19 protein-coding genes and 1 pseudogene are annotated in these 21763 nt (G+C 59.7%); 5 read left to right on the top strand and 15 right to left on the bottom strand.

Features of this window, described 5'->3' with window-relative positions:
* Nucleotides 1-3: 3 nt before the first annotated feature.
* The 3 genes from AC1DIS_RS22110 to pmrG form a co-directional block, all read right to left on the bottom strand.
* The gene (locus AC1DIS_RS22110; protein WP_477743118.1) at nt 4-1533 is read right to left on the bottom strand and encodes an ArnT family glycosyltransferase; all 1530 of its coding nucleotides are present in this window, start codon (nt 1531-1533) and stop codon (nt 4-6) included.
* Between the two features lie 27 nt (nt 1534-1560).
* Entirely contained in the window at nt 1561-3282 is a 1722-nt protein-coding gene (gene arnT / locus AC1DIS_RS22105) for a lipid IV(A) 4-amino-4-deoxy-L-arabinosyltransferase (protein ID WP_064617811.1), read from the bottom strand.
* Between the two features lie 188 nt (nt 3283-3470).
* On the bottom strand, nt 3471-4148 hold the full coding sequence (gene pmrG / locus AC1DIS_RS22100) for a lipopolysaccharide core heptose(II)-phosphate phosphatase PmrG (RefSeq protein WP_086944307.1): 678 nt from the start codon (nt 4146-4148) through the stop codon (nt 3471-3473).
* A 298-nt stretch (nt 4149-4446) separates the two neighbouring features.
* Between pmrG and AC1DIS_RS22095 the strand changes: the two genes are divergently transcribed.
* Nucleotides 4447-5718, top strand: a complete 1272-nt coding sequence (locus AC1DIS_RS22095) for a sensor histidine kinase (RefSeq protein ID WP_477743233.1) — start codon at nt 4447-4449, stop codon at nt 5716-5718.
* Nucleotides 5719-5725: 7 nt separating this feature from the next.
* Here the strand turns inward: AC1DIS_RS22095 and AC1DIS_RS22090 are convergent, their stop codons facing one another.
* The 7 genes from AC1DIS_RS22090 to AC1DIS_RS22060 form a co-directional block, all read right to left on the bottom strand.
* A complete protein-coding gene (locus AC1DIS_RS22090; protein ID WP_064617815.1) occupies nt 5726-6280 on the bottom strand; it encodes a PqiC family protein in 555 nt (184 codons plus the stop codon).
* 15 nt (nt 6281-6295) lie between these two features.
* A complete protein-coding gene (locus tag AC1DIS_RS22085; protein ID WP_086944305.1) occupies nt 6296-7951 on the bottom strand; it encodes a PqiB family protein in 1656 nt (551 codons plus the stop codon).
* Complete coding sequence (locus tag AC1DIS_RS22080; protein WP_064617819.1) at nt 7932-8600, bottom strand: paraquat-inducible protein A; 669 nt, start codon at nt 8598-8600, stop codon at nt 7932-7934. The genes AC1DIS_RS22085 and AC1DIS_RS22080 overlap by 20 nt, the downstream gene beginning before the upstream one ends.
* Nucleotides 8597-9193 (bottom strand): paraquat-inducible protein A, encoded by a 597-nt coding sequence (locus tag AC1DIS_RS22075; protein ID WP_477748740.1) that lies wholly within the window; start codon nt 9191-9193, stop codon nt 8597-8599. The genes AC1DIS_RS22080 and AC1DIS_RS22075 overlap by 4 nt, the downstream gene beginning before the upstream one ends.
* 174 nt (nt 9194-9367) lie before the next feature.
* Nucleotides 9368-10669 (bottom strand): NAD(P)/FAD-dependent oxidoreductase, encoded by a 1302-nt coding sequence (locus AC1DIS_RS22070; protein ID WP_477743116.1) that lies wholly within the window; start codon nt 10667-10669, stop codon nt 9368-9370.
* The gene (locus AC1DIS_RS22065; RefSeq protein WP_019578877.1) at nt 10666-11754 is read right to left on the bottom strand and encodes a polyamine ABC transporter substrate-binding protein; all 1089 of its coding nucleotides are present in this window, start codon (nt 11752-11754) and stop codon (nt 10666-10668) included. The genes AC1DIS_RS22070 and AC1DIS_RS22065 overlap by 4 nt, the downstream gene beginning before the upstream one ends.
* A 50-nt stretch (nt 11755-11804) precedes the next feature.
* On the bottom strand, nt 11805-13163 hold the full coding sequence (locus AC1DIS_RS22060; protein ID WP_018925852.1) for a glutamine synthetase family protein: 1359 nt from the start codon (nt 13161-13163) through the stop codon (nt 11805-11807).
* 162 nt (nt 13164-13325) lie between these two features.
* Here AC1DIS_RS22060 and AC1DIS_RS22055 point away from each other — a divergent pair, with 162 nt between their 5' ends.
* Both AC1DIS_RS22055 and AC1DIS_RS22050 read left to right on the top strand, forming a co-directional pair.
* Nucleotides 13326-14252 (top strand): helix-turn-helix domain-containing protein, encoded by a 927-nt coding sequence (locus AC1DIS_RS22055; protein ID WP_477781077.1) that lies wholly within the window; start codon nt 13326-13328, stop codon nt 14250-14252.
* Nucleotides 14249-14701 carry a YMGG-like glycine zipper-containing protein gene (locus tag AC1DIS_RS22050; protein WP_064617823.1) on the top strand — a complete coding sequence of 151 codons (453 nt, stop codon included), beginning with the start codon at nt 14249-14251 and terminating at the stop codon, nt 14699-14701. The genes AC1DIS_RS22055 and AC1DIS_RS22050 overlap by 4 nt, the downstream gene beginning before the upstream one ends.
* On the opposite strand, the gene AC1DIS_RS22045 is transcribed toward AC1DIS_RS22050, so the two are convergent.
* The 3 genes from AC1DIS_RS22045 to AC1DIS_RS22035 are packed head-to-tail and all read right to left on the bottom strand — an operon-like array spanning nt 14686 to nt 18377.
* Nucleotides 14686-15717 carry a DUF2955 domain-containing protein gene (locus AC1DIS_RS22045; protein WP_018925855.1) on the bottom strand — a complete coding sequence of 344 codons (1032 nt, stop codon included), beginning with the start codon at nt 15715-15717 and terminating at the stop codon, nt 14686-14688. The two genes, AC1DIS_RS22050 and AC1DIS_RS22045, sit on opposite strands and share 16 nt — an antisense overlap.
* The gene (locus AC1DIS_RS22040; protein ID WP_018925856.1) at nt 15707-16846 is read right to left on the bottom strand and encodes an HlyD family secretion protein; all 1140 of its coding nucleotides are present in this window, start codon (nt 16844-16846) and stop codon (nt 15707-15709) included. Before AC1DIS_RS22040 ends, AC1DIS_RS22045 begins: the two co-directional genes overlap by 11 nt.
* Nucleotides 16839-18377, bottom strand: a complete 1539-nt coding sequence (locus AC1DIS_RS22035; protein ID WP_258614326.1) for an efflux transporter outer membrane subunit — start codon at nt 18375-18377, stop codon at nt 16839-16841. Before AC1DIS_RS22035 ends, AC1DIS_RS22040 begins: the two co-directional genes overlap by 8 nt.
* Nucleotides 18378-18580: 203 nt before the next feature.
* Here AC1DIS_RS22035 and AC1DIS_RS22030 point away from each other — a divergent pair.
* Nucleotides 18581-18867 (top strand): annotated as a pseudogene (locus AC1DIS_RS22030) (hypothetical protein).
* A 6-nt stretch (nt 18868-18873) separates the two neighbouring features.
* Here AC1DIS_RS22030 and AC1DIS_RS22025 read toward each other — a convergent pair.
* Both AC1DIS_RS22025 and AC1DIS_RS22020 read right to left on the bottom strand, forming a co-directional pair.
* Nucleotides 18874-19506 carry a response regulator gene (locus AC1DIS_RS22025; protein ID WP_018925859.1) on the bottom strand — a complete coding sequence of 211 codons (633 nt, stop codon included), beginning with the start codon at nt 19504-19506 and terminating at the stop codon, nt 18874-18876.
* 33 nt (nt 19507-19539) lie between these two features.
* Nucleotides 19540-20901, bottom strand: coding sequence for a cache domain-containing protein (locus AC1DIS_RS22020; RefSeq protein ID WP_018925860.1), 1362 nt, complete (start codon nt 20899-20901; stop codon nt 19540-19542).
* Between the two features lie 242 nt (nt 20902-21143).
* On the opposite strand from AC1DIS_RS22020, the gene AC1DIS_RS22015 reads away from it, so the two are divergent.
* A partial coding sequence (locus tag AC1DIS_RS22015) for a carbon starvation CstA family protein (RefSeq protein WP_477781076.1) occupies nt 21144-21763 on the top strand: 620 nt, incomplete at its 3' end.

Here is a 21763-nt window from a genome sequence, read left to right as displayed (position 1 = left end):
CACCTATTCGGCCCGGGGAATATACGCCACGCTCTGGTCTTCACGGCCGTGGAATATGCGCTCGCCGTTGGTGGGTGTGGTGGTGATGACCTGATGGTCGGCACTCAGGTAGTCCAGCGGTACTGCATCACCGTTGCGGTACTGGGTGATAACGATGGTGCGTTGCGGGTCCCAGTGCTGGCCGCTGGTGTTGTCCAGCCAGGTCATCAGCGCGGCGGTATCGCCGGTGCGAGGAAAGTCCTGGCTTTGCTGCACGTAATAGAAGGGGGCGCCGCCGGTTTGCAGGTACATYGGCACTTTGTTGTCCACCTCGATCATCACCATGCGCCATGTATTGAGCGGTGCGCGTTTGCTGGCCTCAAGCCTGACCGTCTCACCGAACTGAACCACGCCGCCACCGCCGTTGGTCCAGGGATAGAACACACCGAGTATCGCCATCAACAACACAGCGGTCAGGCCGAAACCGATTTTCAATCGGCGACTACCGAACCTGTCTGTGGCGTTGCGTTCGGCCATTCGCCGGGTGATCCACCAGGCGCCCAGCAACTGGGCGAAGGGCACCAGGGGCAATACGTAGTAACTGCGTCGACTGCCGCTGGCCGTGAAAAACAGCATCAACAGACCCAACCCCCAAACCAGCCAGCGCGTATTGGGTTCGACGCAGCGCCAGTGGCGCAGCGCAAACCACAACCCCAGCATCCAGCAAGGCGCCCATGGCAGAGTGTAGACCGGGAGGTAAATCAAATAGGTGTAGATCGGTCCGATGTTGTCGAAGGGCTGGAAAAACCGCACGACGTTTTCCCGCAGCACCAGGCCCAGGCCACTTTCGCCATAAGTCGGCGCGCCGTAGAGGTGCGACAATATGAATGGCGTCATGTAAAACGCCCCGGCGATGACCAGGGCGCCGCACAGCCGCAGATTGAGATGGCTTTTCCAGCGACCGTCCTGCACCACATGCGGCAATAGCAGCAAGCCCGGCAGAATGAAGCCGATCAGGCCTTTGAACAATGAGGTCAGGGACAACAGCAGGAAAAACACCAGGTAACGGCTGAAACGCGTGTCTTGCGGCCCGCGCCAATACCACCACACCGCCGCCAGCACACCGCAGACGGTGAGGATGTCGGCGGTGGCGACCCGTGCCCAGAACACGAAATAAAAGGTGGTCGCCAGCATCCACCCGGCAATCAATCCGGTGCCTTTGCGCATTAGCTGCTCGCCGATCAAGTACACCAGCCAGACGCTCAGCCAGGCGGCAACCACCGAAGACAAGCGTAATGACCAGTGCCCTAAACCTCCGGTCAGCCAGGCGGTGGCCGTGATCAGCCAGTAGGAGGGCAGCGGTTTGTCGTAATACGGCCCGCCCTTGAGGTAGGGATCGAAATAGTCACCGCTCTGGAGCATTTGCAACGCGATGTTGGCCCAGCGGGTTTCCGGCCCCCATAACTCCCGCGTGCCCAGGCCCAACAACAAAATCAGCGCAGAGGCGCCGAGCAGGAGCGCCAAGGCGCCCCTGTCACTAGCCCGAAGGTTCATAGCGGGTTTCCTGTAGGAAGAACGGTGTCAGGGTTGGCTCTGCGGGAATATCAGAATCTCCAGGTGGCCGCGCTGATAGCGCTTGCCATCGATGGGCAACATCTCGACTTCCTGCATCTCCGCGACACTGTTAACCCGCATCACCACGCCGACCGCGCCTTTTTTGCGGGCCTCGGTCATCCATTGCCCGACGTTGTCCAGGGTGACTTTACGTGACGCCATGGCGGGATCGTCGAGGCCATATTTCAGCTCGCCGACAGTGTTGAACAGATCGACCTGAGGTCGCTTCAGGCGCCACGACAAGGCTGACGCCGCGCCCAGATCGTTGCTGAGCAACGATGTCGTCTGACTCAAGGCATCCAGATGCTCGGCGATGAACTGGTCAGGCATTTGGCTATTGACGATCTGCGCCGGCATCGCTGCCGGCAACAACGCTACCAGCAGCCAGATGCCGAGTGCCGGCATGGCCCAGAATATCAATGGACGCAGCACCTGCAAGGCGTTGGTGATGATCCAGCCGAGCAACACGATGAACGCCAGGGACAGGGTGAACATCTCGGTGTTTTCGTAGACTTCCTTGGTGGCTTGCAGATAAAGCAGGGCGATCAGGGCGCTGGTGGCGATGACGACGTTGATCACGCCGTTGATGCGAATGATCCGGCCTCGTCCTTGATTCAATAGCTCCATCACTGCGTGTCCCATCAGCAACGCCAGAGGCAACAGACACGGCATGATGTAGGTCGGCAGTTTGCCGCTACTGAAGCTGAAGAATGCCAGCGGCAACAGCATCCAGAGCAACAGAAAGCCGATTACGGGCTGGCGCTTTTGCTGCCAGGCCTGGACGAGTGTCGTTGGCAACAAGGCAGCCCACGGCAGGCTCGAGGCGACCAGCAGCGGCAAATAGAACCACCACGGGCGCGCGTGTTGCGCATCTTCGCCAGCGAAACGGCGGATGTGTTCGTGCCAGAAGAAAAACCGCCAGAAATCCGGTTCCTGATGGTGAATGGCGAGCACCCACGGCAGGCAGACCACCGCGGCCACGACCACCGCCAGTGGTCCGTAGCGCAACAGCTCGCCCAGGCGTCGCTGCCAGATCATGTAGGGCAGGGCGATCAACACCGGCAACAACCAGGCGAGAAAGCCCTTGGTCATGAAGCCCATGCCACAGGCAAAACCCAACAGCGCCCAAGCGCCGAGTTTGCCGCGGGAGGAATGGCTATCGATGGCAAACCACAACGCGACCAGGCTCAAGTTGACCCAGAGCGTGAATTGCGGATCGAGGTTGGCGTATCCGGCTTGCCCGGCGATCAGGCCGAAGCTCATGTAGAGCAAGGCGCAGATAAAGCTCTTGCTCGGATCATTCCAGAATCGGCGAGCAATCAGGTAAGTCAGCCAGACGCTCAGCCCGGTGCTCAGCGCCGAAGCGATACGCACACCAAACAGGTTGTCGCCAAACACCGCTTGACCGATGGCGATCATCCAGTAACCGGCGATGGGTTTCTCGAAGTAGCGGATACCCATGAAGTGCGGGGACACCCAGTTACCGCTCAGCAGCATTTCCTGACTGATCTGGCCATAGCGGGTTTCATCGGGAATCCATAGACCATGGGTGACTAGCGGCAGCAGGTAGAAGACCACGTACGCCAGCAGCAAGCCGGGCACGATCCAGCGTTCGGTGATGGGCAGCGCACGCGCGGTGCCACGCAATAAAGAGCCGTCGGGGTGGGGCAACAAGTTATTGGACGTCATGACTCGACCTTGGCGCAGAAGGATGTTGCTCCGCCAGGTGCACGCTTGCACTAGCGGAACTTTTTACATAAAGCAACACAATAGCGATGTGGACTACAGAAGTTGCGTCAGCCATCTAATGGTTACGGACTAGTTATAGTCTGCCCGAGCAAAAAAGGCTTTCTCGGCTTCGACTTTTTTTTCCGCGATTATTGTTTCAAGGCTTTGCCGTGCAACAGCGTCTGCCAGTCAGTGGCATTCACAATGCCGAGTACCTGAGGTTGCCCGTCGGCGGCAATTTGCACGAACAAGGCACTGCCATACTTACTGGTCGTCGCGTGCTTGAAACCGGTCTGGGCTTCGAAGTCGCTGATGCAACCGCTGTGCGTGACCAGCACCAGATTTCGATGGGCTTGCTTGTGCGCCACCACATCGTTACGCATGGTTTTGCCACAACTGACCAGCCATTCCTGGGTCGCCGCATCTTTACCGAACATGTAACGCGAGGTTTGCGCCGTGCGGGTGGTTGGGCTGCTCAGCACATCGGTCTGGGTCATGCCCAGCTGCACAAAGCCTTGGCCCACGGCTGTGGCGGCTTCGCTGCCGACTCGGGTAATACCGTCGGCGGGGCCAAGGCACGGATTGCTGGACTGGTCGCAGCGTTCCGCATGGCGAACCAGTACCACCACTTCACCGGCTTGCCAGCGATCGACCAGGCTGTTGGTCGCTTCGGACCCGGCGGTCGCCAGGTTGATCGGAGATCTGGGCCACCAGACAAACCCCGTGACGAGTGCTGCGATAACCAGAGCGGCCGTTGCCGCGACCAGTTTGCCCAGCCGCGATGCAACGATTCGTGCTGGCTGTTTGCGCGATACATGATCAACCATGTTTTGTTTACCCGTCGGTACGCAATAGAGAACAACTTTCAAATACAACCCAGCGTAACAACGCTTGAAGGGTCCTGGAAAGACACTAGTTCAAGGCAGGTGTCGGAGTGGTGAAAGGGATGTGAAAAATTTGCGTAGAAAAATTTCAGTACTTTTTTTAGTTGGTTGTTGCAGCGCTTGTCTTGAACACCACGTACAGTGGTCTATGGTCTATCTTTGGTTCGCGTCTCGGCTCTGCGGCATCGGCCCGATTCAGCAGATGGCGCGGTTTGAACCGGCAGTGGAGCCAAGCAACAGAATGGATTTCAAACTGAGTCTGAATAAACGGATTGTCATCGTATTTGCCTTGATGAGTACCTTGGTCGCGGGCGTATTTGCGATGGGCATCGTCGCGACTGTGCATGTGGTGGATCGAAATATCACGGCTTCCCGCCTGGTAGGAGGGCTGCACCGCTTGCTGTCGATGGAAAACAGCGCCGGGTGGAGCCATCAGCCGGAGAAAGACGAACTGTTTTTCATCCAGGAAGGTCCGGGTGCGATGGCGCTGGATAAGGAACTGGCGGCGCTTGCACCAGGTTTTCAGGAAACGCTCTACGCGGGTTCTAAGTACTACGCCATGGTAAGCCTGGTGGGCGGTCGCAAATACGTTTTGTTGCGAGACCGGCGAAGCGTCGAACAGCGTGAACAGGCGTTATTCTCGGTGGTGATCGTCGGGTTCGTCTTGAGCATCCTGCTCGCGGTTTTGTTAGGCCGGATGCTGGCCAGGCGTGTGATGGCGCCGGTCATTCGTCTGGCGCACCAGGTGCGTCAACGCGAGCAGTTGCTGGAACTGGCCCCTGAGCTTCATCCCGACTACGCGGCCGACGAAGTGGGAGCGCTGGCGCTTGCCTTCGATCAGACCCTGGGCCGGTTGCGTGAGGCACTGGACCGGGAAAAACTCTTTACCAGCGATGTCAGCCACGAACTGCGCACGCCATTGATGGTATTGGGCAGTTCCTGCGAATTGCTGCTAGCCAATCCCACGCTTGACCGGCGCTCCGTGGCTCAAGTCAGTCGAATTGCCCGCGCGAGCGACGAAATGCGGCAATTGGTCGATACGTTTCTGATGCTGGCTCGCGATCGGGAAGACTCTGATACCGCAGCAAGTGCGACGCTCAAAGAAGTCGCCGATGCTCTCGTGGATATCTGGGCGCCGCTGATCCGGGAAAAAGGCATCGAGTTTATCTACGACAATGAACAGGTTTCGTCGGATCGCCATAACCTGACGTTCCTGCGATCGGTCATGGGCAATTTGCTGCGCAATGCCTGGCATTACACCGATCACGGCTACATTCGCCTGACCCTGCGGGCGCGCGGTTTCAGCGTCGAAGACAGTGGCATAGGCATTTCGGAAGAAAAACGCCATACGATGTTTCAACCGTTCGTTCGCGGTGACGAGCGCCGGGGAGAAGGCCTGGGACTGGGGCTTTCACTGGTCCAACGGATTTGCACCCATCAGAATTGGCGAGTGGAACACAGCAGCCTTCAGCCCAACGGCAGTTGTTTCACCATTGAACTGGAAGGCGTCTGATGACTGTTTATTTAGTTGCCGGGCAGCTTTTCGATGTGCCGGCGGTAGCCTGGCTGATGGTGGCGGCCAAGCGCTTCACATTGTTCTGATGAGCCACCACCAACTCATCGATACTCGTGCCGGAAGGCGTCTGCAAGGTGCTGCGGCAGGTGACTAATGCAGCATCGCCTTCGCCGAGTTTGCGCAGGCGCCATTTGACGTCGATCAATGCGTACTGACCGGGTATCGAATCAAAACGCTGAACGTCCAGGCGCAACGACACTTTGCGCTGCGGGTTACTGTTGACCAGTTGATCGACCAGGGCACTGCGCAGTTCCTCCGACAGGCTTGCGCCCCACCATTGTGTTTCGAGGATTGCCAGGCCGGCGTTGCCTTGACGAATGACGATCTGCGGACGGTCGACCTGGGGCGGCACGGTGATGCTTTCGATCTGGATGTCCGCGCCGCCGCTTGCACCGCTCGGTTGAGCCGGGGTCAGGGTGTGGAATTGAATCGGCTCACTGCGGCAAGCGGCGAGTAGCAACAACGCAGTGACCAGCGTGATCTTCAGCGAAAATGCCATGGGTAGCTCCTGTGGTCAGTTGCGCGGTGGCCCTTGCAGATCCATCGGCGCGGCATTGTCGGGGCGGCCGCGAATCAGCGATTCCGGATGCCGTCCCATGTAGTCCGAGAGTTCACGCAACGAGCGCGACATGCGTCCAAGCTCGTCCAGGGTCTGGCTCAGTTGTTCCCGTTGCGGCGAATCTTCGGCGAGGGTCGAACTGGCCGATTGCAAGGTCTTGCTGACGTCCGACAGGGTGGTTTGCACGCCGGGCAGGGTCTTGGCGTTGAATTGCGCTAAGCCTTTGCGCAGTTCGACGAGATTGCTGTCCAGGTTGCCGGCTATGCGTTCGATAGGCAGCTGGTTGATTTTGTTGACCATGCTTTCCAGTTTTTCCTGCAACTGCTCAAGACTGCCGGGAATGGTTGGAATAGAGATAGGGCGGGCAGCCGGATCGAACGCGACTTTCTCCGCCTTGGGATAGAAGTCGAGCGCAATGTAAAGCTGACCGGTCAACAGATTGCCGCTACGGGCCTGAGCTCGCAGGCCGTTTTCGATGAAGGAGCCTAGCAGACGCACGGTTGCAGTTTCGTCATTGGGGTCATGCTTCAAGGCCTCGAGCATTTTGATGTGAGCCTTACCGAGGCGTTGCGGGTAGATCACGATGCCGACATTGACCGGGAAGCTGCGTTTTTTCGCGTCGAAATCCAGATTGACTGCCACCACCCGGCCGATCTCCACACCAAGAAACTCCACCGGTGCATCGACCTTGAGCCCGCGCAACGCCTGATCGAAACGCAAGCTCAGGAACTGTGCCTTGCCGTTGGGCGGGGCGAGGGCGGTGTGCTCATCCTCGAACAGGTCGAAGGCTTTATCCTCGATGGCCACTTCATCGTTGGGACTGTATTCCGGCGCGCGAAAGGCGACGCCGCCCACCAACAAGGCTGACAGGGACTCGGTCTTCACCGAAAAACCGTTGGCGCCGACATTCACATCAATACCGCTGGCGTTCCAGAACCGGGTGTTCTCGGTAACGTAGGCATCGTTGGGTGCGTGTACGAAGATTTCGATGTTCACCCCTTTGCCGTCGGCATCCAGTTCATACGCCACCACTTGCCCGACGGGGATCTTGCGGTAGTAGACGGGGGAACCGATGTCCAGCGAACCGAGGTCCTGAGTGTGCAACATAAAGCGTTTGCCCGGCTCGCCATAGGTAATGGGCGGCGGGTTTTCCAGCCCAGTGAAGTGTTTGGAACGGGCATCGGCCTGGCCGATGTCGGCACCAATGTAGTCGCCCGACAGCAAGGTATCGATGCCCGAAACGCCACCGGCACCGATGCGCGGCCGCACAACCCAGAATTGCGAGTCTTCCCGGGTGAAGCTTTCAGCTTGTTTGTCGAGCTGGATCGTGGCGTCGACGCGTTTCTGGTCGCCGCTCAGTTTCACCTCCGAGACGCGGCCGATGACCACATTGCGGTATTTGACCTCGGTCTTGTTGGCCACCAGGCCGCTACCGGTCTTGAACGTGATGGTGATGGTCGGGCCTTCCTGCAGCCAGCTGTGCACCACCAGGGAAATCCCCACCAACACCGCTACGATCGGCACGATCCATACCAGCGAAACGCTGAAGCGACGGGTCTTGATCGCGGCTTGGCCAGGGGCTTGCGGACCGTCAGTGGCTTGGGACTTCATCCATGGGCTCCTCATCTTGTAGGTTTTGCAGCGCTCTATCCCGCTCGTTATCCCAGATCAGCCGCGGGTCGAAACTCATCGCCGACAGCATGGTGAACACCACCACCAGACCAAAGAACAGAATGCCCGGGCGCGGTTCGATATCGCCCAAAGCCTGGAATTTCACCAATGCCGCCACCAGCGCAACGACAATGACGTCGAGCATCGACCAGTAGCCGATCAGCTCGACGAAACGGTAAAGCCTCGAACGTTCCTTGCGCGCCCAGAAGCTGCCGCGTTGCACCGTGATCAGCAGCAGGGAGAGAGCAACGAACTTGATGCCCGGCACCGCGATGCTGGCAATGAAAATGATCAGCGCAATGTCCCATGCACCGTGTGCCCAGAACTCCAGCACACCGCTCATGATGGTGCTGTCGGAGCCGTTGCCGAACAGACTGGTGTTCATGACCGGCAGCAGATTGGCCGGGATATAAAATACCAGTGAGGCCAGCAGGTAGGCCCATGTCCGGGTCAGAGAGTCAGGTTTGCGGGCATGCAACGGCGCGCCGCAGCGTTCGCATTCGTGAGGTTGATCGGTCATGTCGCAGGCCATGCCACAACTGTGGCACAGGCACAGGTTGAGTTCGCTGGCGAGCGGTGGCCTGTTCATAGGGTGTCCCACAAATCACGTACATCGCGCCCGGCGATGCGGATCAGCAACAGGCTGAGGAGCGCCAGGGCAAACATGCCGATACCCGGCAGCACATCCAGCAGCCCGGCGAGTTTGAACACCGCGACCATCGCCCCAAGCAGGCAGACTTCCAGCATGCTCCAGGGCCTGAGGGTTTCCAGCCAGCGCATGCATAGCTTGAAGCCTGGGGAACGTCGGGAGGTGAGGGCAAAGCTCAATACCCAGATCAACAGGAGCAGCTGGAACATCGGCGCGATGATGATGGAAATCGCCGCCACCAGCGCAATGAAAGTGATCGGCCCCTGGCTCAGCGCCACCACCGAATCCCACAGCGTCGCGCTGTTCTTCATGCCCTTGAGGCTGATGGTCATGACCGGATAGAAATTCGAGAAAGTCCACAGCACGGCCGCCGTGAAGCTCAGCGCCAGGCGTTGCTGCACCGACAAGCCGTTGTAACGCGCAAGCACACCGCCGCAACGTGTACACAGGGCCTTTTGATGTTTGGCGAGCGTGACTTTTTCATACACGTAGTCGCAGTGCTCGCAGATGATCAATGGAGCAGTCGTCGCCATGGGCAGCACTCGCCGGGAGGCAGAAAAGTCAGAGCACTCCCTCAATATAGAAGTGACTTGCGATTGAGCAAATCTAAAGGCTACTCCAGGGATAACCCGAATGCGGCACTAGAGGGCATTTGTAGCAGACTGCACTTCGGCTTCAGGGTATGTGCAAAGCCATTACCACGAATCTCAGCCAAGCAATTCGCGCAACCGGTACCAGAACATGCCAAGCGCCAGCAGCGGTGAGCGCAGGGTTCGTCCGCCGGGAAAGGTCATATGCGGCACGGCGCTGAACACGTCCAGCCCCCGGCTGTGGCCGACCTGTATCACTTCGGCCAGCAACCGGGCGCACCAGTGGGTCACGTTCAGGCCATGGCCGGAATAACCCTGGGCGTAGAACACGTTCGGGTACTGGCTCAGGCGGCCGGCCTGGGGGAAACGGTTGGCGGTGATGCCGATCTTGCCGCCCCATTGGTAGTCGATGCGCACATCCGCCAATTGCGGGAAGACCTTGAGCATTTTCGGCCGCATATAGGCGCCGATGTCCACGGGGTCGCGCCCGGAATAATGGCAGGCACCGCCGAATAACAAACGTCGATCCGCCGAGAGCCGGTAGTAATCAAGACCGACTTTCTGGTCGCACAGCGCCAGGTTCTGCGGGATCAGCTGAGCGGCCACCTCGGGTGCCAACGGTTCGGTGGCGATGATGTAACTGCCCGCCGGCAGCACCTTACCGCTCAGGCGCGGTTCGAGTTCTTCCAGATGTGCGTTGCAGGCCAGCACCAGGCTGCCGGCGCGCACTGTGCCGCCGGCGCAGCGAACCTGCACGGGGCTGCCGTGGACCAACTCCAGCACTGGGCTCTGCTCGAAAATCCGTACCCCGAGAGATTGCGCCAGCCGCGCTTCGCCGAGCACCAGATTCAGCGGATGCAAATGCCCCGAACCCATGTCGATCAGGCCGCCGGCATAAAGGTCCGAGCCCACCACTTGCTGGCGGATCTGCTCGGGGCCGACGAGTCGGGTTTCATGGGGGTACTCCAACTCGGCGAGGCTTTGCAGCTCTGCCTTGAACGCAGCGAACTGCGCCGGTGTATTGGCCAGTTCGCAGAAGCCCCAGCGCAGGTCGCAATCGATGCCATGTTCACGGATGCGATTGCCCACCAGCTCCACGGACTCGATGCCCGCACGCTCCAGATAACGCACGCCTTCCTCGCCGACATAACGGGCGAACCCACTGACGTCATGGCCAATGCCACGGATCAACTGCCCGCCATTACGACCGCTGGCGCCCCAGCCGATCCGCCGGCCCTCCAGCAGAATCACCGAGAGCCCGCGCTGTGCCAGTTCGATCGCGGTGTTGACCCCGGTGAACCCGCCACCGATCACGCAGACATCGGCTTCAAGGTCCGAATCCAGCGTCGGGTAGGGTGCCATGCCATTGGCCGATGCCGCGTAATAGGAGCGGGCATGTTGCTTGTCATGCTGATTCATTGGTTGGACTTCACTTTGCTCCAGGAACGGGTCATCAGACGCATGATCGCCTGGGGCGGGGTGGTGGAAATGTAGAGTTTGTCGAGGACGTCCTGGGGTGGGTAGACCTCAGGATTATTGACCAACTCAGCATCCATGTAGGCCTTGGCTGCCGGGTTCGGATTGGCATAGCCCACCGAGGCACTGACCTTGGCGATCACTTGCGGGTCCAGCAGGTTATTGATGAAGGCGTGGGCTTCTTTCGGGTTGCTGGCGTCGGCGGGAATTGCCAGAAGGTCGAACCACAGGTTGCTGCCTTCTTTCGGGATCGAGTAGGCGATGTTCACACCGTTCTTCGCTTCCTTGGCGCGATTGGCCGCCTGGAACACGTCGCCGGAGTAACCGAAGGCCACGCAGATGTCGCCGTTGGCCAAGTCCGAGACGTACTTGGAGGAATGGAAGTAGGTGATGTAAGGCCGGATGCTCAAGAGTTTGGCTTCGGCTTTTTTAAAGTCCTCAGGGTTTTCGCTGCGTGGGTCCATGCCCATGTAGTTGAGGACTGCCGGGAATACTTCATCAGCCGAGTCCATCATCGACACACCACACTGGCTGAGTTTCTTCAGGTTCTCGGGTTCGAAAAACACGGCCCAGGAATCGATGTGATCAATGCCCAGCACTTGCTTGACCTTGTCGACGTTGTAGCCGATGCCGTTGGTGCCCCACAGATACGGTACGGAATGCGCGTTCTGCGGATCGTTTTTCTCCAGCAGCGTCAGCAGTTTCGGGTCGAGGTTTTTGAAGTTGGGCAGCTGCGATCGATCCAGTTTGAGGAACGCACCGGCCTTCACCTGCCGCGCGAGAAAGTGGTTGGACGGCACCACCACGTCATACCCGGTGCGGCCGGCGAGCAGTTTGCCTTCCAGGGTTTCGTTGGAATCGAATACGTCGTAGATCACCTTGATCCCGGTTTTTGCCTGGAAGTCGGCGAGGGTGGTCTCGCCGATGTAATCGGTCCAGTTGTAGACGCTGACGCTTGGCTGAGCCTGCGCCCCGGCGCTGAACAATACCGCCAGCGCGACCGGAACCACGGATTTCAATAGACGCATATCGACACCTCTTTGAGTTATTTGGCTTTGTGGGAGCGGGCGTGTGTTTTTTAGACGCTGAGCAGCAGGAACTCGCGCTCCCAGGAGCTGATCACGCGCTTGAAGTTCTCGTGTTCGGCGCGCTTGACCGCGACATACCCCCGGACGAATTTGCTGCCCAGGTAGCGCTTGATGGTTTCGCACTCTTCCATGCGCGTGAGTGCGTCCTCGATGGTGATCGGCAGGCGCAGGTTGCGTCGCTCGTAGGCACGACCCTGCACCGCGGCGCTCGGCTCGACCTTTTCGACCATGCCCAGGTAGCCGCACAACAGGCTCGCGGCGATCGCCAGGTAAGGGTTGGCGTCGGCACCCGGCAAACGGTTTTCCACGCGCATGGCGTCGGGGCTCGAGGTCGGCACGCGCAGGCCGACGGTGCGGTTTTCTTCGCCCCATTCGACGTTGACCGGTGCCGAGGTGTCGGGCAGGAAGCGGCGGAACGAATTGACGTTGGGCGCGAACATCGGCAGCACTTTGGGGATGTACTTTTGCAGGCCGCCGATGTGGTGCCGGAACAGCTCGCTCATCTGCCCGTCGGCATCGGCGAAGATCGGCTGGCCGCTGGCGATGTCGACCACGCTTTGATGGATGTGCATGGCGCTGCCAGGTTCGTCACCAATGGGTTTGGCCATGAAAGTCGCAGTCACGTTGTGCTTGAGTGCCGCCTCGCGCAGGGTGCGTTTGAACACGGTGATCTGGTCCGCCAGGTCCAGCGCATCGCCATGACGGAAGTTGATTTCCATCTGCGCCGGGCCGTCTTCGTGGATCAGCGTGTCGAGGTCCAGGCCCTGCAGTTCGCACCAGTCGTAGACGTCTTCAAACAGTGGATCGAACTCGTTGGCGGCGTCGATGGAAAAAGACTGTCGACCGCTTTCCGCACGGCCAGAACGCCCCAGCGGCGCCTTGAGTGGTAAGTCCGGGTCTTCGCAGCGCTGGGTCAGGTAGAACTCCATTTCCGGCGCGACAATCGGCTGCCAGCCTTTGTCGGTGTAAAGCTGCAGCACTTTCTTCAGCACGTTGCGCGGCGACAGTTCGATGGGGTTGCCGAACTTGTCGAAGGTGTCGTGGATCACGATGGCGGTGGGTTCGATGGCCCACGGCACCACGTAAACCGCGTCGGCGACAGGTTTGCAGACCATGTCGATGTCGGCCGGGTCGAGCAGGTCGTAGTAGATGTCGTCGTCGACAAAGTCCCCGGTTACCGTTTGCAACAGCACACTTTCCGGCAGGCGCATGCCTCGCTCATGCAGGAACTTGTTGGTGGGTGCAATCTTGCCGCGAGCAATGCCGGTCAAGTCGCTGACCACACACTCGACCTCGGTAATCTTGTGATCTTTCAGCCACGTGAACAGCTGATCGAAAGGGACATTCATAAAGACCTCATTGTTGGTTTGAATTACGCCGGGGAAGGCGCCTTCATCCACCGGACACTTCCCCTGTGGCGCGTTGACGACTATCTTGGGTGAGCCGTGGCGTTCCATCTATCCACTTTAAGCCGCACCAAAACGCACCAAACGAGTGCGTAAGGTCACCCCATGACAGCGTGCAATCCGTTACAGGTTCAAGCCTTCAACACCGCCGACGTGGCCGAGCAGATCCGCGCCACACCGGGTTGGGTTCAGCACTATCAGCAGATGTCGCCGGGGCATTTCGCCGGGCGGGTGCGCTATCTGGACTTGCAAGGCGTGGAGATTTACGAAGAGCAGATGAACACCCGGGTCGAGCAGAATTTCAGCGCCCCCGAAGGTTCACTGGCGTTCTGTTTCGATCGCAACGACAACTCGCTGTACATGTTGAACGGCGAGAGCCGCAACATCTGGATCACCCCGGAGAACTACCAGGAAATCGCCGTGGTGTTCGGACCGCAATTCGTTCAACGGCATGGCCTGGACGTGGCGCGGCTCGAAGGCTTGTTCATGTCGCCGCTCAATTGCGGGCAGAACGCGCTGTTCAGCCGCTGGTTGAGCGGCACCTTGACGCGACTGGAGCAGACGCTGGATCCGCCGAGCAAAGAGGCATTGACCCAGCAGTTGCTGGAGGACTGTTTGTTCATCCTCGATAACGCTTGTGTGTGCCTGGATCGCGCAGGCTTGCAGCGTCGGGCCGAAGAGCGAACGATCATGRAGCGCGTCGCCGAATGGGCCGCCGATACCCCGGAAGAAACCCTCAACTTGCTGGAACTGTCCCAGGTGGCCGGGGTTTCGTTGCGTCAGTTGCAGCACGCGTTCAAGGCGTACACCGGGATGACGCCCTCGCATTGGTTGCGTTTGCGCCGGCTCAACAGTGCGCGCCGTGAGTTGCTCAGCCCAACGGCCAGCGACACGACAGTCGCGCAAGTGGCGATGCACTGGTCGTTCTGGCATTTGGGGCGGTTTTCCAGCAGTTATCGAGCGTTGTTCCAGGAGCTTCCCAGCCAGACGCTCGCCCGCCAACACAGTGGACCTTGTCGGAGGTCATCATGAGTCGGTTATCGTCTTTCAGTCTGTGTGTCGTAGTGTCGATGGCCTGTACGCAGGTCCAGGCCGAAACGGTTGTGCCGTTGAAAGGGCAGAGTTCGCAACAAACCCAGCTGGACATCAACGATTGCCGCAACGTCGCGGCGAGTCAGAGTTCCTCAACACCACCACCCTCGGGCGGGCGCTTGCGCGGTGCTGCGGTGGGTGCTGCTGCCGGGGCGGTGGGCGCTGAGGTCCGGGGGCGTCAGCATGACGAGTTTTACGAGGGGGTCGACGACGATGTGAAACAGGAATATCGGCAGAACCGGGCCGGGCAAACCGCAGCGGCGGGCGCAGTGGTTGGTGGCGCGCGCCAGCGTCAGGAGCGTCGGGCGCAGCAAAAGACCAACGCGTCGACCAGTTCAACCGCCTATACCAGCTGCCTGCAAGGGCGGGGTTATCAGGTAACGCCCTGAGCACCGGGCGTTCTCTGCCGCTGTTCAATCAGGTGAACCATCAGGTCGGCATAGAGCGTGAGGGCGATAAACAACCCCATGCGCACGGCGAAGGCGGTATAGACGTCTTTGCCGGCAAGACTGTCCTGCACCGACTGGCCCAGCAGGATGATCAGCGTGATCAGGCTGTTGAGCCAGAACCCCGGGGTTTGTCGAGTCGGACTCAGGGCATAGAGCTTGCGCGCCAACAGCAAGCCGAACAGCAGCATCCACAGAAAGAACATCCACAAGTGCACGAACAGGCTGAGCGCGCACCAGAACACAATGGCCAACAGCCCGCCCATCAAGGTCGAGCCGAGCAGTTCGCGACTGGCGTTGCGCGTCGTTACCGTTGAACTCTGCTGGCCCAGACTGACCGCTTTCAAAATGATCGGCAGATAACTGGCCGGGTCGATCAGCGCCAACAAGAACGCTGGGATCACGATCAGGGTGGCACGCAGCGCTATCCTTGGCACTTCTTGCGCCGGCATAGCGCTGGCGGCAGCTGGCAAGGGTGCATTGGCCGGGTCGGGAAACAGCCAGTGACTGATCGCGACGACGATGACGGCGAGGAGCAAGGCCTTGACCAGGGCACCGATGACCATTATCGCCAGATCGAACTCGGCAACGCCGGCCGAGGAAATCATCGTCAGGCCGATGATCAGAAAGGTCACGACCAAGGTGTTGCCGCCGCGCAGCCCGAAACCAAAGGCCAGGAACAGACCGACACCGATCAGCAGCACGCCGCTGAGGGGGTAATAACGCAGGACCGGGATCAGTAACAGCCCGATGCCGGTGGTCAGCATCGCAACCACTGCCAGCATCACGCCTGCCTTGAATGGCAGGGGTTTGTTAAGCGTGGCCAACAGCAACACGCAAAGCACCGGCGCAATAAACGGAATCGGCAGTGCCAGGCCGAAGCTGATGGCCAGGCACAGCGCCGTGCCGACGGCCAGACGCGGCGCCCGTTGGAATCCGGGCGGGCGATCAGTAGGCATAAGACAACCAACTCATCAGCCAGAAAAACAGGCGTCCCAAGGGATTCAGCGGATTATTCTGCGCAGGAAAGGCCATGACTTCGGCCTGGCCCCCGGCACGAATGGCGCGACTGTCACGCAGCACCTGCATCGCCTCGTCAGAAAATTCGATGATCACCGGGAAGCGTTGGGCCGGACGCAACCAGTCGCGACTGTTTTGCACACTGGGCAAGGTGCCCGGCGCCGGCGTCTGCCCCACGCTGACGCCGTAGCCAACGCTGCGCACCCGCCCCTCGAAGACCTCGCCCGGCAGCGCGTCCAGCACGATCGCCACCGGAGTTCCAGGCTTGACCCGCCCCAGGTTGTTCTCGGTCATGTCCGCACTGATCCACACATCGTGGATGGCAATCAAGGTCATGACCGGCGTGCCGACCGAGGCGAATTGCCCGACGTCGGTGCGCAGGTCAGTTATCAAACCCGCCGAGCGCGCGCGGACTTGGGTGTTGGCCATGTCGAGTTCGGCTTTTGATAACGCCGTGGCGGCGCTGCGTAACAGCGCGTTGTCTTCCTCGCTGCCGCCTTCCTGTTCCCGTGCTCGCTGGACTTCAGCACGGGCCGCGGCGACTTGGCTGACGGCCTGCTCACGGCTGGCCCGCGAAGCTTCCAGCAGGCGCACGGAAATGGTTCCGCGGTCTTGGCGGTACAGGCTTTCAAGGCGTTCGTTATCCTGCCGGGCCTTGAGTTCATTGGCCTGGGCCGCCCGCAACGAGGCTTGCGCGGAGGCAATGCCGGCAGTGCTGGCACCGATCTGCCGGCGGGTAGACTCAAGATCTGCGCGTGCGCGGTCGGCGGCTATCTGATAGGGCTGCTGATCGACTTCGAACAGCACATCGCCTGCCTTGACGTCCTGGTTGTTGCGCACATTCACGCGGATCACCTGACCGGCCACTTCAGCCGCCACCGGAATCACGAAGGCACCGACCCGAGCCTGTTGCGTATACGGCGTGAAACGGTCAGCCAACAGATACCAGGCCAGGCTCAGGACGATCAGCAGCAGCACCCATTTGATGCCTTTTTTTGCCGGATCGGCAGCCGGTTCGGGCGCCTTGGAAGAGGGCGCTTCAGTGGCGGGCGGTGAGGGCTCACTCATCGGCTTTGACCTTGTCTGACGTGGAAGAGAGGGCTGGTGAAGGGGCTGGTTCATGCAGCAGGTTGCCCCAATCGGTGCGGTGTTCCATTTGTTGGCGAGTGCCTGGGTCGACGGTTGGCAGGGCGCTGTACCAGCCACCGCCGAGGGCTTTGTACAGGGCGATCAGGTTGCTCACGGCATTGCTGCGGCTGACCAGGTAATTGTCCTGTTGTTCGAGCAATGCGCGTTGGGCATCCAGCACCCGCTGGAAGTCCGAGTAGCCTTCGCGGTATTGGCTGTTGGCCAGGCTCAGCGAGCGCTTGGCGGCGACCTGCGCTTCGCTCAGGATGCGCTCGCGTTCCAGTGATTTGCTCAGGCCGCTGGCGGCATCATCGGCTTCGCGTGCAGCCTCGCGGACTTTGTCGCGATAAACCTCGATCAGCTGCTGCAACCGCGCATCCTGCACCCGCACGTTGTTGCTGATCTGACCGTGATCAAACAGGTTCCAGCGCAAACTGGGGCCGCCGATCAGGTCCAGGCTGTTGGAGGTGCCCTTCAGTGTGTCGGTCGACCAGACAATGCTGCCGAGCAAGGTCAGCGATGGATAGAAGTCGGTTTCTGCCACACCGATCAGTGCCGATTGGGCGGCGACGTTGAGTTCGGCGGCGCGTACGTCCGGTCGACGCAACAGCAGGCTGGCGGGTACGTCTTGCAGCACGGCACGGTCTACCAGCGGAATCAGTCCCTGGTTTTCGAGCAATCGGGGCAGGGCGTTGGGCGGCTGTCCGATCAGTACGGCCAATGCGTTGCGGGTGCGCAGCACTTGCCCTTCAAGCTCGGGAATGCTGCTCAAGGTGCCGAGGTACTGGGTCTTGGCTTGTTGCAAATCGAGCTCGGCGCTCTGGCCGCTGTTGAACAGTTTCTCGGTGATTTCAAAGTTGCGCTTTTGCTGTTCGGCGTTTTCCCGGGCGACGCGTAAACGCGCTTCGGTGGTGCGCAATGAGAAGTAAGTGTCGGCCACTTGAGCACGCAGCAGTACCAGTACGTCTTCATAATTGGCTTGAGCCGCAAAGTAACTGGCATCTGACGACTCGATGGCCCGACTGAAACGTCCCCAGAAGTCCAGCTCCCAACCGACATCAAAGCCCACGCTGTGTTGCCAGAAATGGCTGTCTTGCGGGTTGTTGCCGCCGTATTGCCGACGGTTGATGTACAAGCTCTCGGCACTGGCCTGCTGCAGTTGCGGATAGCGTCCGCTTTGGGCAATCCCCAACCGGGCACGGGCTTCCATGACACGAAGGCCGGCAATTTTCAGGTTGGAATTGTGCGCATCCGCTTCGGCGATCAGCCCGTCGAGGACCGGGTCGGCGAACACTTGCCACCACTGGCGCACATCGGGATAGGCGCGTCTTTGGCTGGCCTGTTCAAGCGCAGGGCTGCTCCAGAGTTTTGTCCAGGCCTCGCCCGGGGCTTGAAAATCCGGCCCCAGACGCACGCAGCCGCCAAGAGCGAAGGCGCTCAGTAGAAGCAGCCGACCCAAGCGCGTCAGCATCGCAGCACTGCAAGTAGGTCACGGGAAAACGTCATCCTAGCGTCCCCAATATTGAATGCCCTGGCTGTGCGGGCTTGAACCGGTTCCGCTTAGGTTAGTACAGCCAAGACAAACACAAGGTCATGTTTGACAAACAGGGCACCGAGCAACTGCTACGCTTTTGAAAGTTATTCATTCGGGTGAAAAAGAAGGGTACGAAGACCATGACCAGTCCCCAGGACGAGATTGCCCCCAGCTCCACCGGTTGGCGTTTCAAAGCAGGCATCGGGATTCTCAGTTTGACAGTGCTCGCCTGGCTGTTGGTGCCGCTCGCCGCCGCTGCGGATGTGCCCGGCCCAGGCCGGGGCTGAGACCGAACCTCTGGCAGGTCCAGGCGCTGGGCGATGCCATGTTGGTCGGCAGCTTTTTCGTACTGGGCGGGAATTTCTGGGACAAGGTGCGTGCTTTGTTTATCCGCACGGCGCGTGTGGTCAACGTGAGTACGGTGTGAGTGCTTCTAACGAGAGATGATCCCGTGATCGATCGCGTATTTYACGAGGGCGGCGGGTTTGTCGATGTTGAGTTTGCGGCGGATGCTCAGGCGATGGGTTTCCACTGTGCGGACGCTGATGTCCAGCTCGCGAGCCATTTCCTTGTTGTTCAACCCCTGAGCCATTTTGTACAGCACCTGGCTCTCGCGCGGTGTCAGTTCGTTGTCGGTACTTTTATCGGCGATGAGCCGTTGGGCGATTTCGGCACTGTAGAACGTCCCGCCACTGACAATGGCTTCGATGGCCGCAATGATTTCCCGTGAAGGCGCGTTCTTCAGTACATAGCCGCTAGCCCCCGAGCGAACCGATTCACTGACGTATTCGTAGTTGTCGTACATGCTCAGCACCAGCACCTTGAGCGACGGGTACTGGCTGCGTAACAGCCGGGTCAGCTCGAGCCCGTTGATATCCTTCAGGCTGATGTCGACCAGCAACAGATCCGGCTGACAGCGCCCGACCATCTCAATGGCATCGGCGCCATTCTCGGCTTCGCCCACCACTTCCAGCGGCGCCATGACCGCCAGCAGCGATTTGATGCCATCGCGGACCAGGGAGTGATCGTCGACCAGGGCGACGCGGATCGGGTAGGGCAGGTTCATCGCAGGCATTCACTCTAATTGTTATGGGGTGAGTCAGCGTTCTGTACCGGGTGGCTTCATCGGCAGCAGCACGTCCAGCTCACTTCTTCCCGGCATCGAGGTCAGGTCGAATCGACCGCCAAAATGCTCGACTCGCTCGCGGATATTACGCAGACCAATGCCGGCCTGGCGACGTTCGACCTGGGCGACATTGAAACCTATGCCGTCATCGATCACCGTCAACCGTACGGACTTTTCGCAGCCGTGCAGGGTAATGATGACGTGTTTTGCCTGGGCGTGGCGCTCGATGTTGGTCAGGCCTTCTTGCACGATGCGAAACAGCGAGGCGGCGGCGCCATCAGCCAGGTGACAGTCGAATTCGTTATCGTTGAAGGTTACAACAAGACCGCTGCGTTGCTCGAACTCGGCGGCGAGTTGACCGATTGCCGCCGGCAGGCCGAGGGTGTCGAGCAAGGATGAGCGCAGGTCGTGGGAGAGGCTGCGAACCTCACCGATCGCTTCCCCCAGGCGCTCGGTGGCGTCTCTTAAAATGCTCAAGCCTTTGTCTTGGCCATTCTCCAGCACATGGCTGGCCAGTTCGAACTGAAACTTGATAGAGACCAGTAGCTGGCTGATGCCGTCGTGCAGCTCTCGGGAAACCCGTGACCGTTCTTCCTCCTGCAAACTGACGATGCGTTGAGTCAGGCGCTGCAGTTTTTTGTCGGCCAGGCGGTGCTCGCTGACGTTCAGCGTCATGCCACTGGCGAACACAAACAGCACCGCTACAAGCGCCACCGCGGCAATCGCCAGCATGGTTGTGCGGATGCCCTGAGCCACCTCGGCACGCGCTTGTTGGGTGGCGCGTTCAACGTCTTCAAGGTAGATGCCGGTGCCGAGCATCCAGCCCCAACGATCGAGCATCACTACGTAGGCGAGCTTGTCGGTCACTTGGCCGGAAGAGGGTTTGTTCCAGGCGTAACGCTGAAAGCCTTCGCCGGATGCCGCGCTTTTGAGCAACGCCTGGATTACCGGCAGGCCGTGAGGGTCTTTCATGTCCCACAGGTATTGGCCCACCAGCTCTGACTGGCGTGCGTGCATCAGGCTGCGGCCTTCGCGGTCGTAGACGAAGAAGTAGCCATTGATGCCAAAACTGAGCTTGCGCAGTTCTTCCAGCACTTGTTGCTGTGCGTGTTCGTCACCACGGCCGTTGTCGTACAGCGGTGCGATCAGGCTTTGTGCCATTTCAACGTAGTTTTTCAGCTCTGCGCGCTTGCTGGCCAGAATGCTGTCTTCGATCAGTTGCGCCTGTTGATCACCCAATTGGCGGTTCAGGGAAATCACCAGCGCGCAGATGACCGCGATCGCCAACACCAGCGGCAGAATGCCGAGCGCGACGATTTTGTGTTTGAGCTGCATCTCTACTCCTGGCCAGACCGAGGGAGGGCGAAGGCCCGGCATCATATGCCAAAGATACGCGCCTCCAGTAGCAGTGCTGGACAGAATGACAAACCGTCTACGTAGAACTACGTAGACGCCACGTACGTAGTAACGCGGATTTATTTGTCGACAGCATGGGTGGATATTGGGCCCGCTCCGCAAAGCGGACACAATTATAATAATTACCGCCGCAGTCACTGACTGTCGGCAGGAGACACGCTATGCCCCGTCTGGCTAAACACCTCGCCTGGTTTGCCGTGGCTGTCTTGGGAGCGTTTGCGCTAAGTGTCGTGGCCCTGCGCCGCGGCGAAGCCATCAACGCCCTCTGGATCGTAGTCGCAGCCGTCGCTATTTATCTCGTCGCATACCGCTATTACAGCCTGTTCATCGCCACCAAGGTGATGCAGCTCGACCCCAATCGGGCCACTCCCGCCGTACTCAACAACGATGGTCTGGACTATGTGCCGACCAATAAACACGTACTCTTCGGTCATCACTTCGCAGCCATTGCCGGCGCGGGGCCGCTGGTCGGTCCGGTGTTGGYGGCGCAGATGGGCTATCTGCCCGGTACGCTGTGGCTGATTGCCGGCGTGGTGCTGGCCGGTGCGGTTCAGGACTTCATGGTCCTGTTCATGTCCACTCGCCGCAACGGCCGTTCCCTGGGCGACATGGTCCGTGAAGAAATGGGCCGCATCCCCGGGACCATAGCGCTGTTCGGCTGCTTCCTGATCATGATCATCATCCTCGCGGTGCTGGCGCTGATCGTGGTCAAGGCCCTGGCCGAGAGCCCGTGGGGCATTTTCACGGTGATGGCGACCATCCCGATCGCGATGTTCATGGG

It is taken from the genome of Pseudomonas sp. 05N433 (genome assembly GCF_056396925.1).
The sequence above is the reverse complement of the archived record's forward strand: the minus strand, read 5'-3'. Positions and strand labels throughout refer to the sequence as shown.

Coding starts and splice junctions, on each gene's coding strand:
- arnT (WP_064617811.1), bottom strand. CDS start 3,282: ATGACGTCCAATAACTTGTTGCCCCACCCCGACGGCTCTTTATTGCGT.
- pmrG (WP_086944307.1), bottom strand. CDS start 4,148: ATGGTTGATCATGTATCGCGCAAACAGCCAGCACGAATCGTTGCATCG.
- AC1DIS_RS22095 (WP_477743233.1), top strand. CDS start 4,447: ATGGATTTCAAACTGAGTCTGAATAAACGGATTGTCATCGTATTTGCC.
- AC1DIS_RS22090 (WP_064617815.1), bottom strand. CDS start 6,280: ATGGCATTTTCGCTGAAGATCACGCTGGTCACTGCGTTGTTGCTACTC.
- AC1DIS_RS22085 (WP_086944305.1), bottom strand. CDS start 7,951: ATGAAGTCCCAAGCCACTGACGGTCCGCAAGCCCCTGGCCAAGCCGCG.
- AC1DIS_RS22080 (WP_064617819.1), bottom strand. CDS start 8,600: ATGAACAGGCCACCGCTCGCCAGCGAACTCAACCTGTGCCTGTGCCAC.
- AC1DIS_RS22075 (WP_477748740.1), bottom strand. CDS start 9,193: ATGGCGACGACTGCTCCATTGATCATCTGCGAGCACTGCGACTACGTG.
- AC1DIS_RS22070 (WP_477743116.1), bottom strand. CDS start 10,669: ATGAATCAGCATGACAAGCAACATGCCCGCTCCTATTACGCGGCATCG.
- AC1DIS_RS22065 (WP_019578877.1), bottom strand. CDS start 11,754: ATGCGTCTATTGAAATCCGTGGTTCCGGTCGCGCTGGCGGTATTGTTC.
- AC1DIS_RS22060 (WP_018925852.1), bottom strand. CDS start 13,163: ATGAATGTCCCTTTCGATCAGCTGTTCACGTGGCTGAAAGATCACAAG.
- AC1DIS_RS22050 (WP_064617823.1), top strand. CDS start 14,249: ATGAGTCGGTTATCGTCTTTCAGTCTGTGTGTCGTAGTGTCGATGGCC.
- AC1DIS_RS22045 (WP_018925855.1), bottom strand. CDS start 15,717: ATGCCTACTGATCGCCCGCCCGGATTCCAACGGGCGCCGCGTCTGGCC.
- AC1DIS_RS22040 (WP_018925856.1), bottom strand. CDS start 16,846: ATGAGTGAGCCCTCACCGCCCGCCACTGAAGCGCCCTCTTCCAAGGCG.
- AC1DIS_RS22035 (WP_258614326.1), bottom strand. CDS start 18,377: ATGCTGACGCGCTTGGGTCGGCTGCTTCTACTGAGCGCCTTCGCTCTT.
- AC1DIS_RS22020 (WP_018925860.1), bottom strand. CDS start 20,901: ATGCAGCTCAAACACAAAATCGTCGCGCTCGGCATTCTGCCGCTGGTG.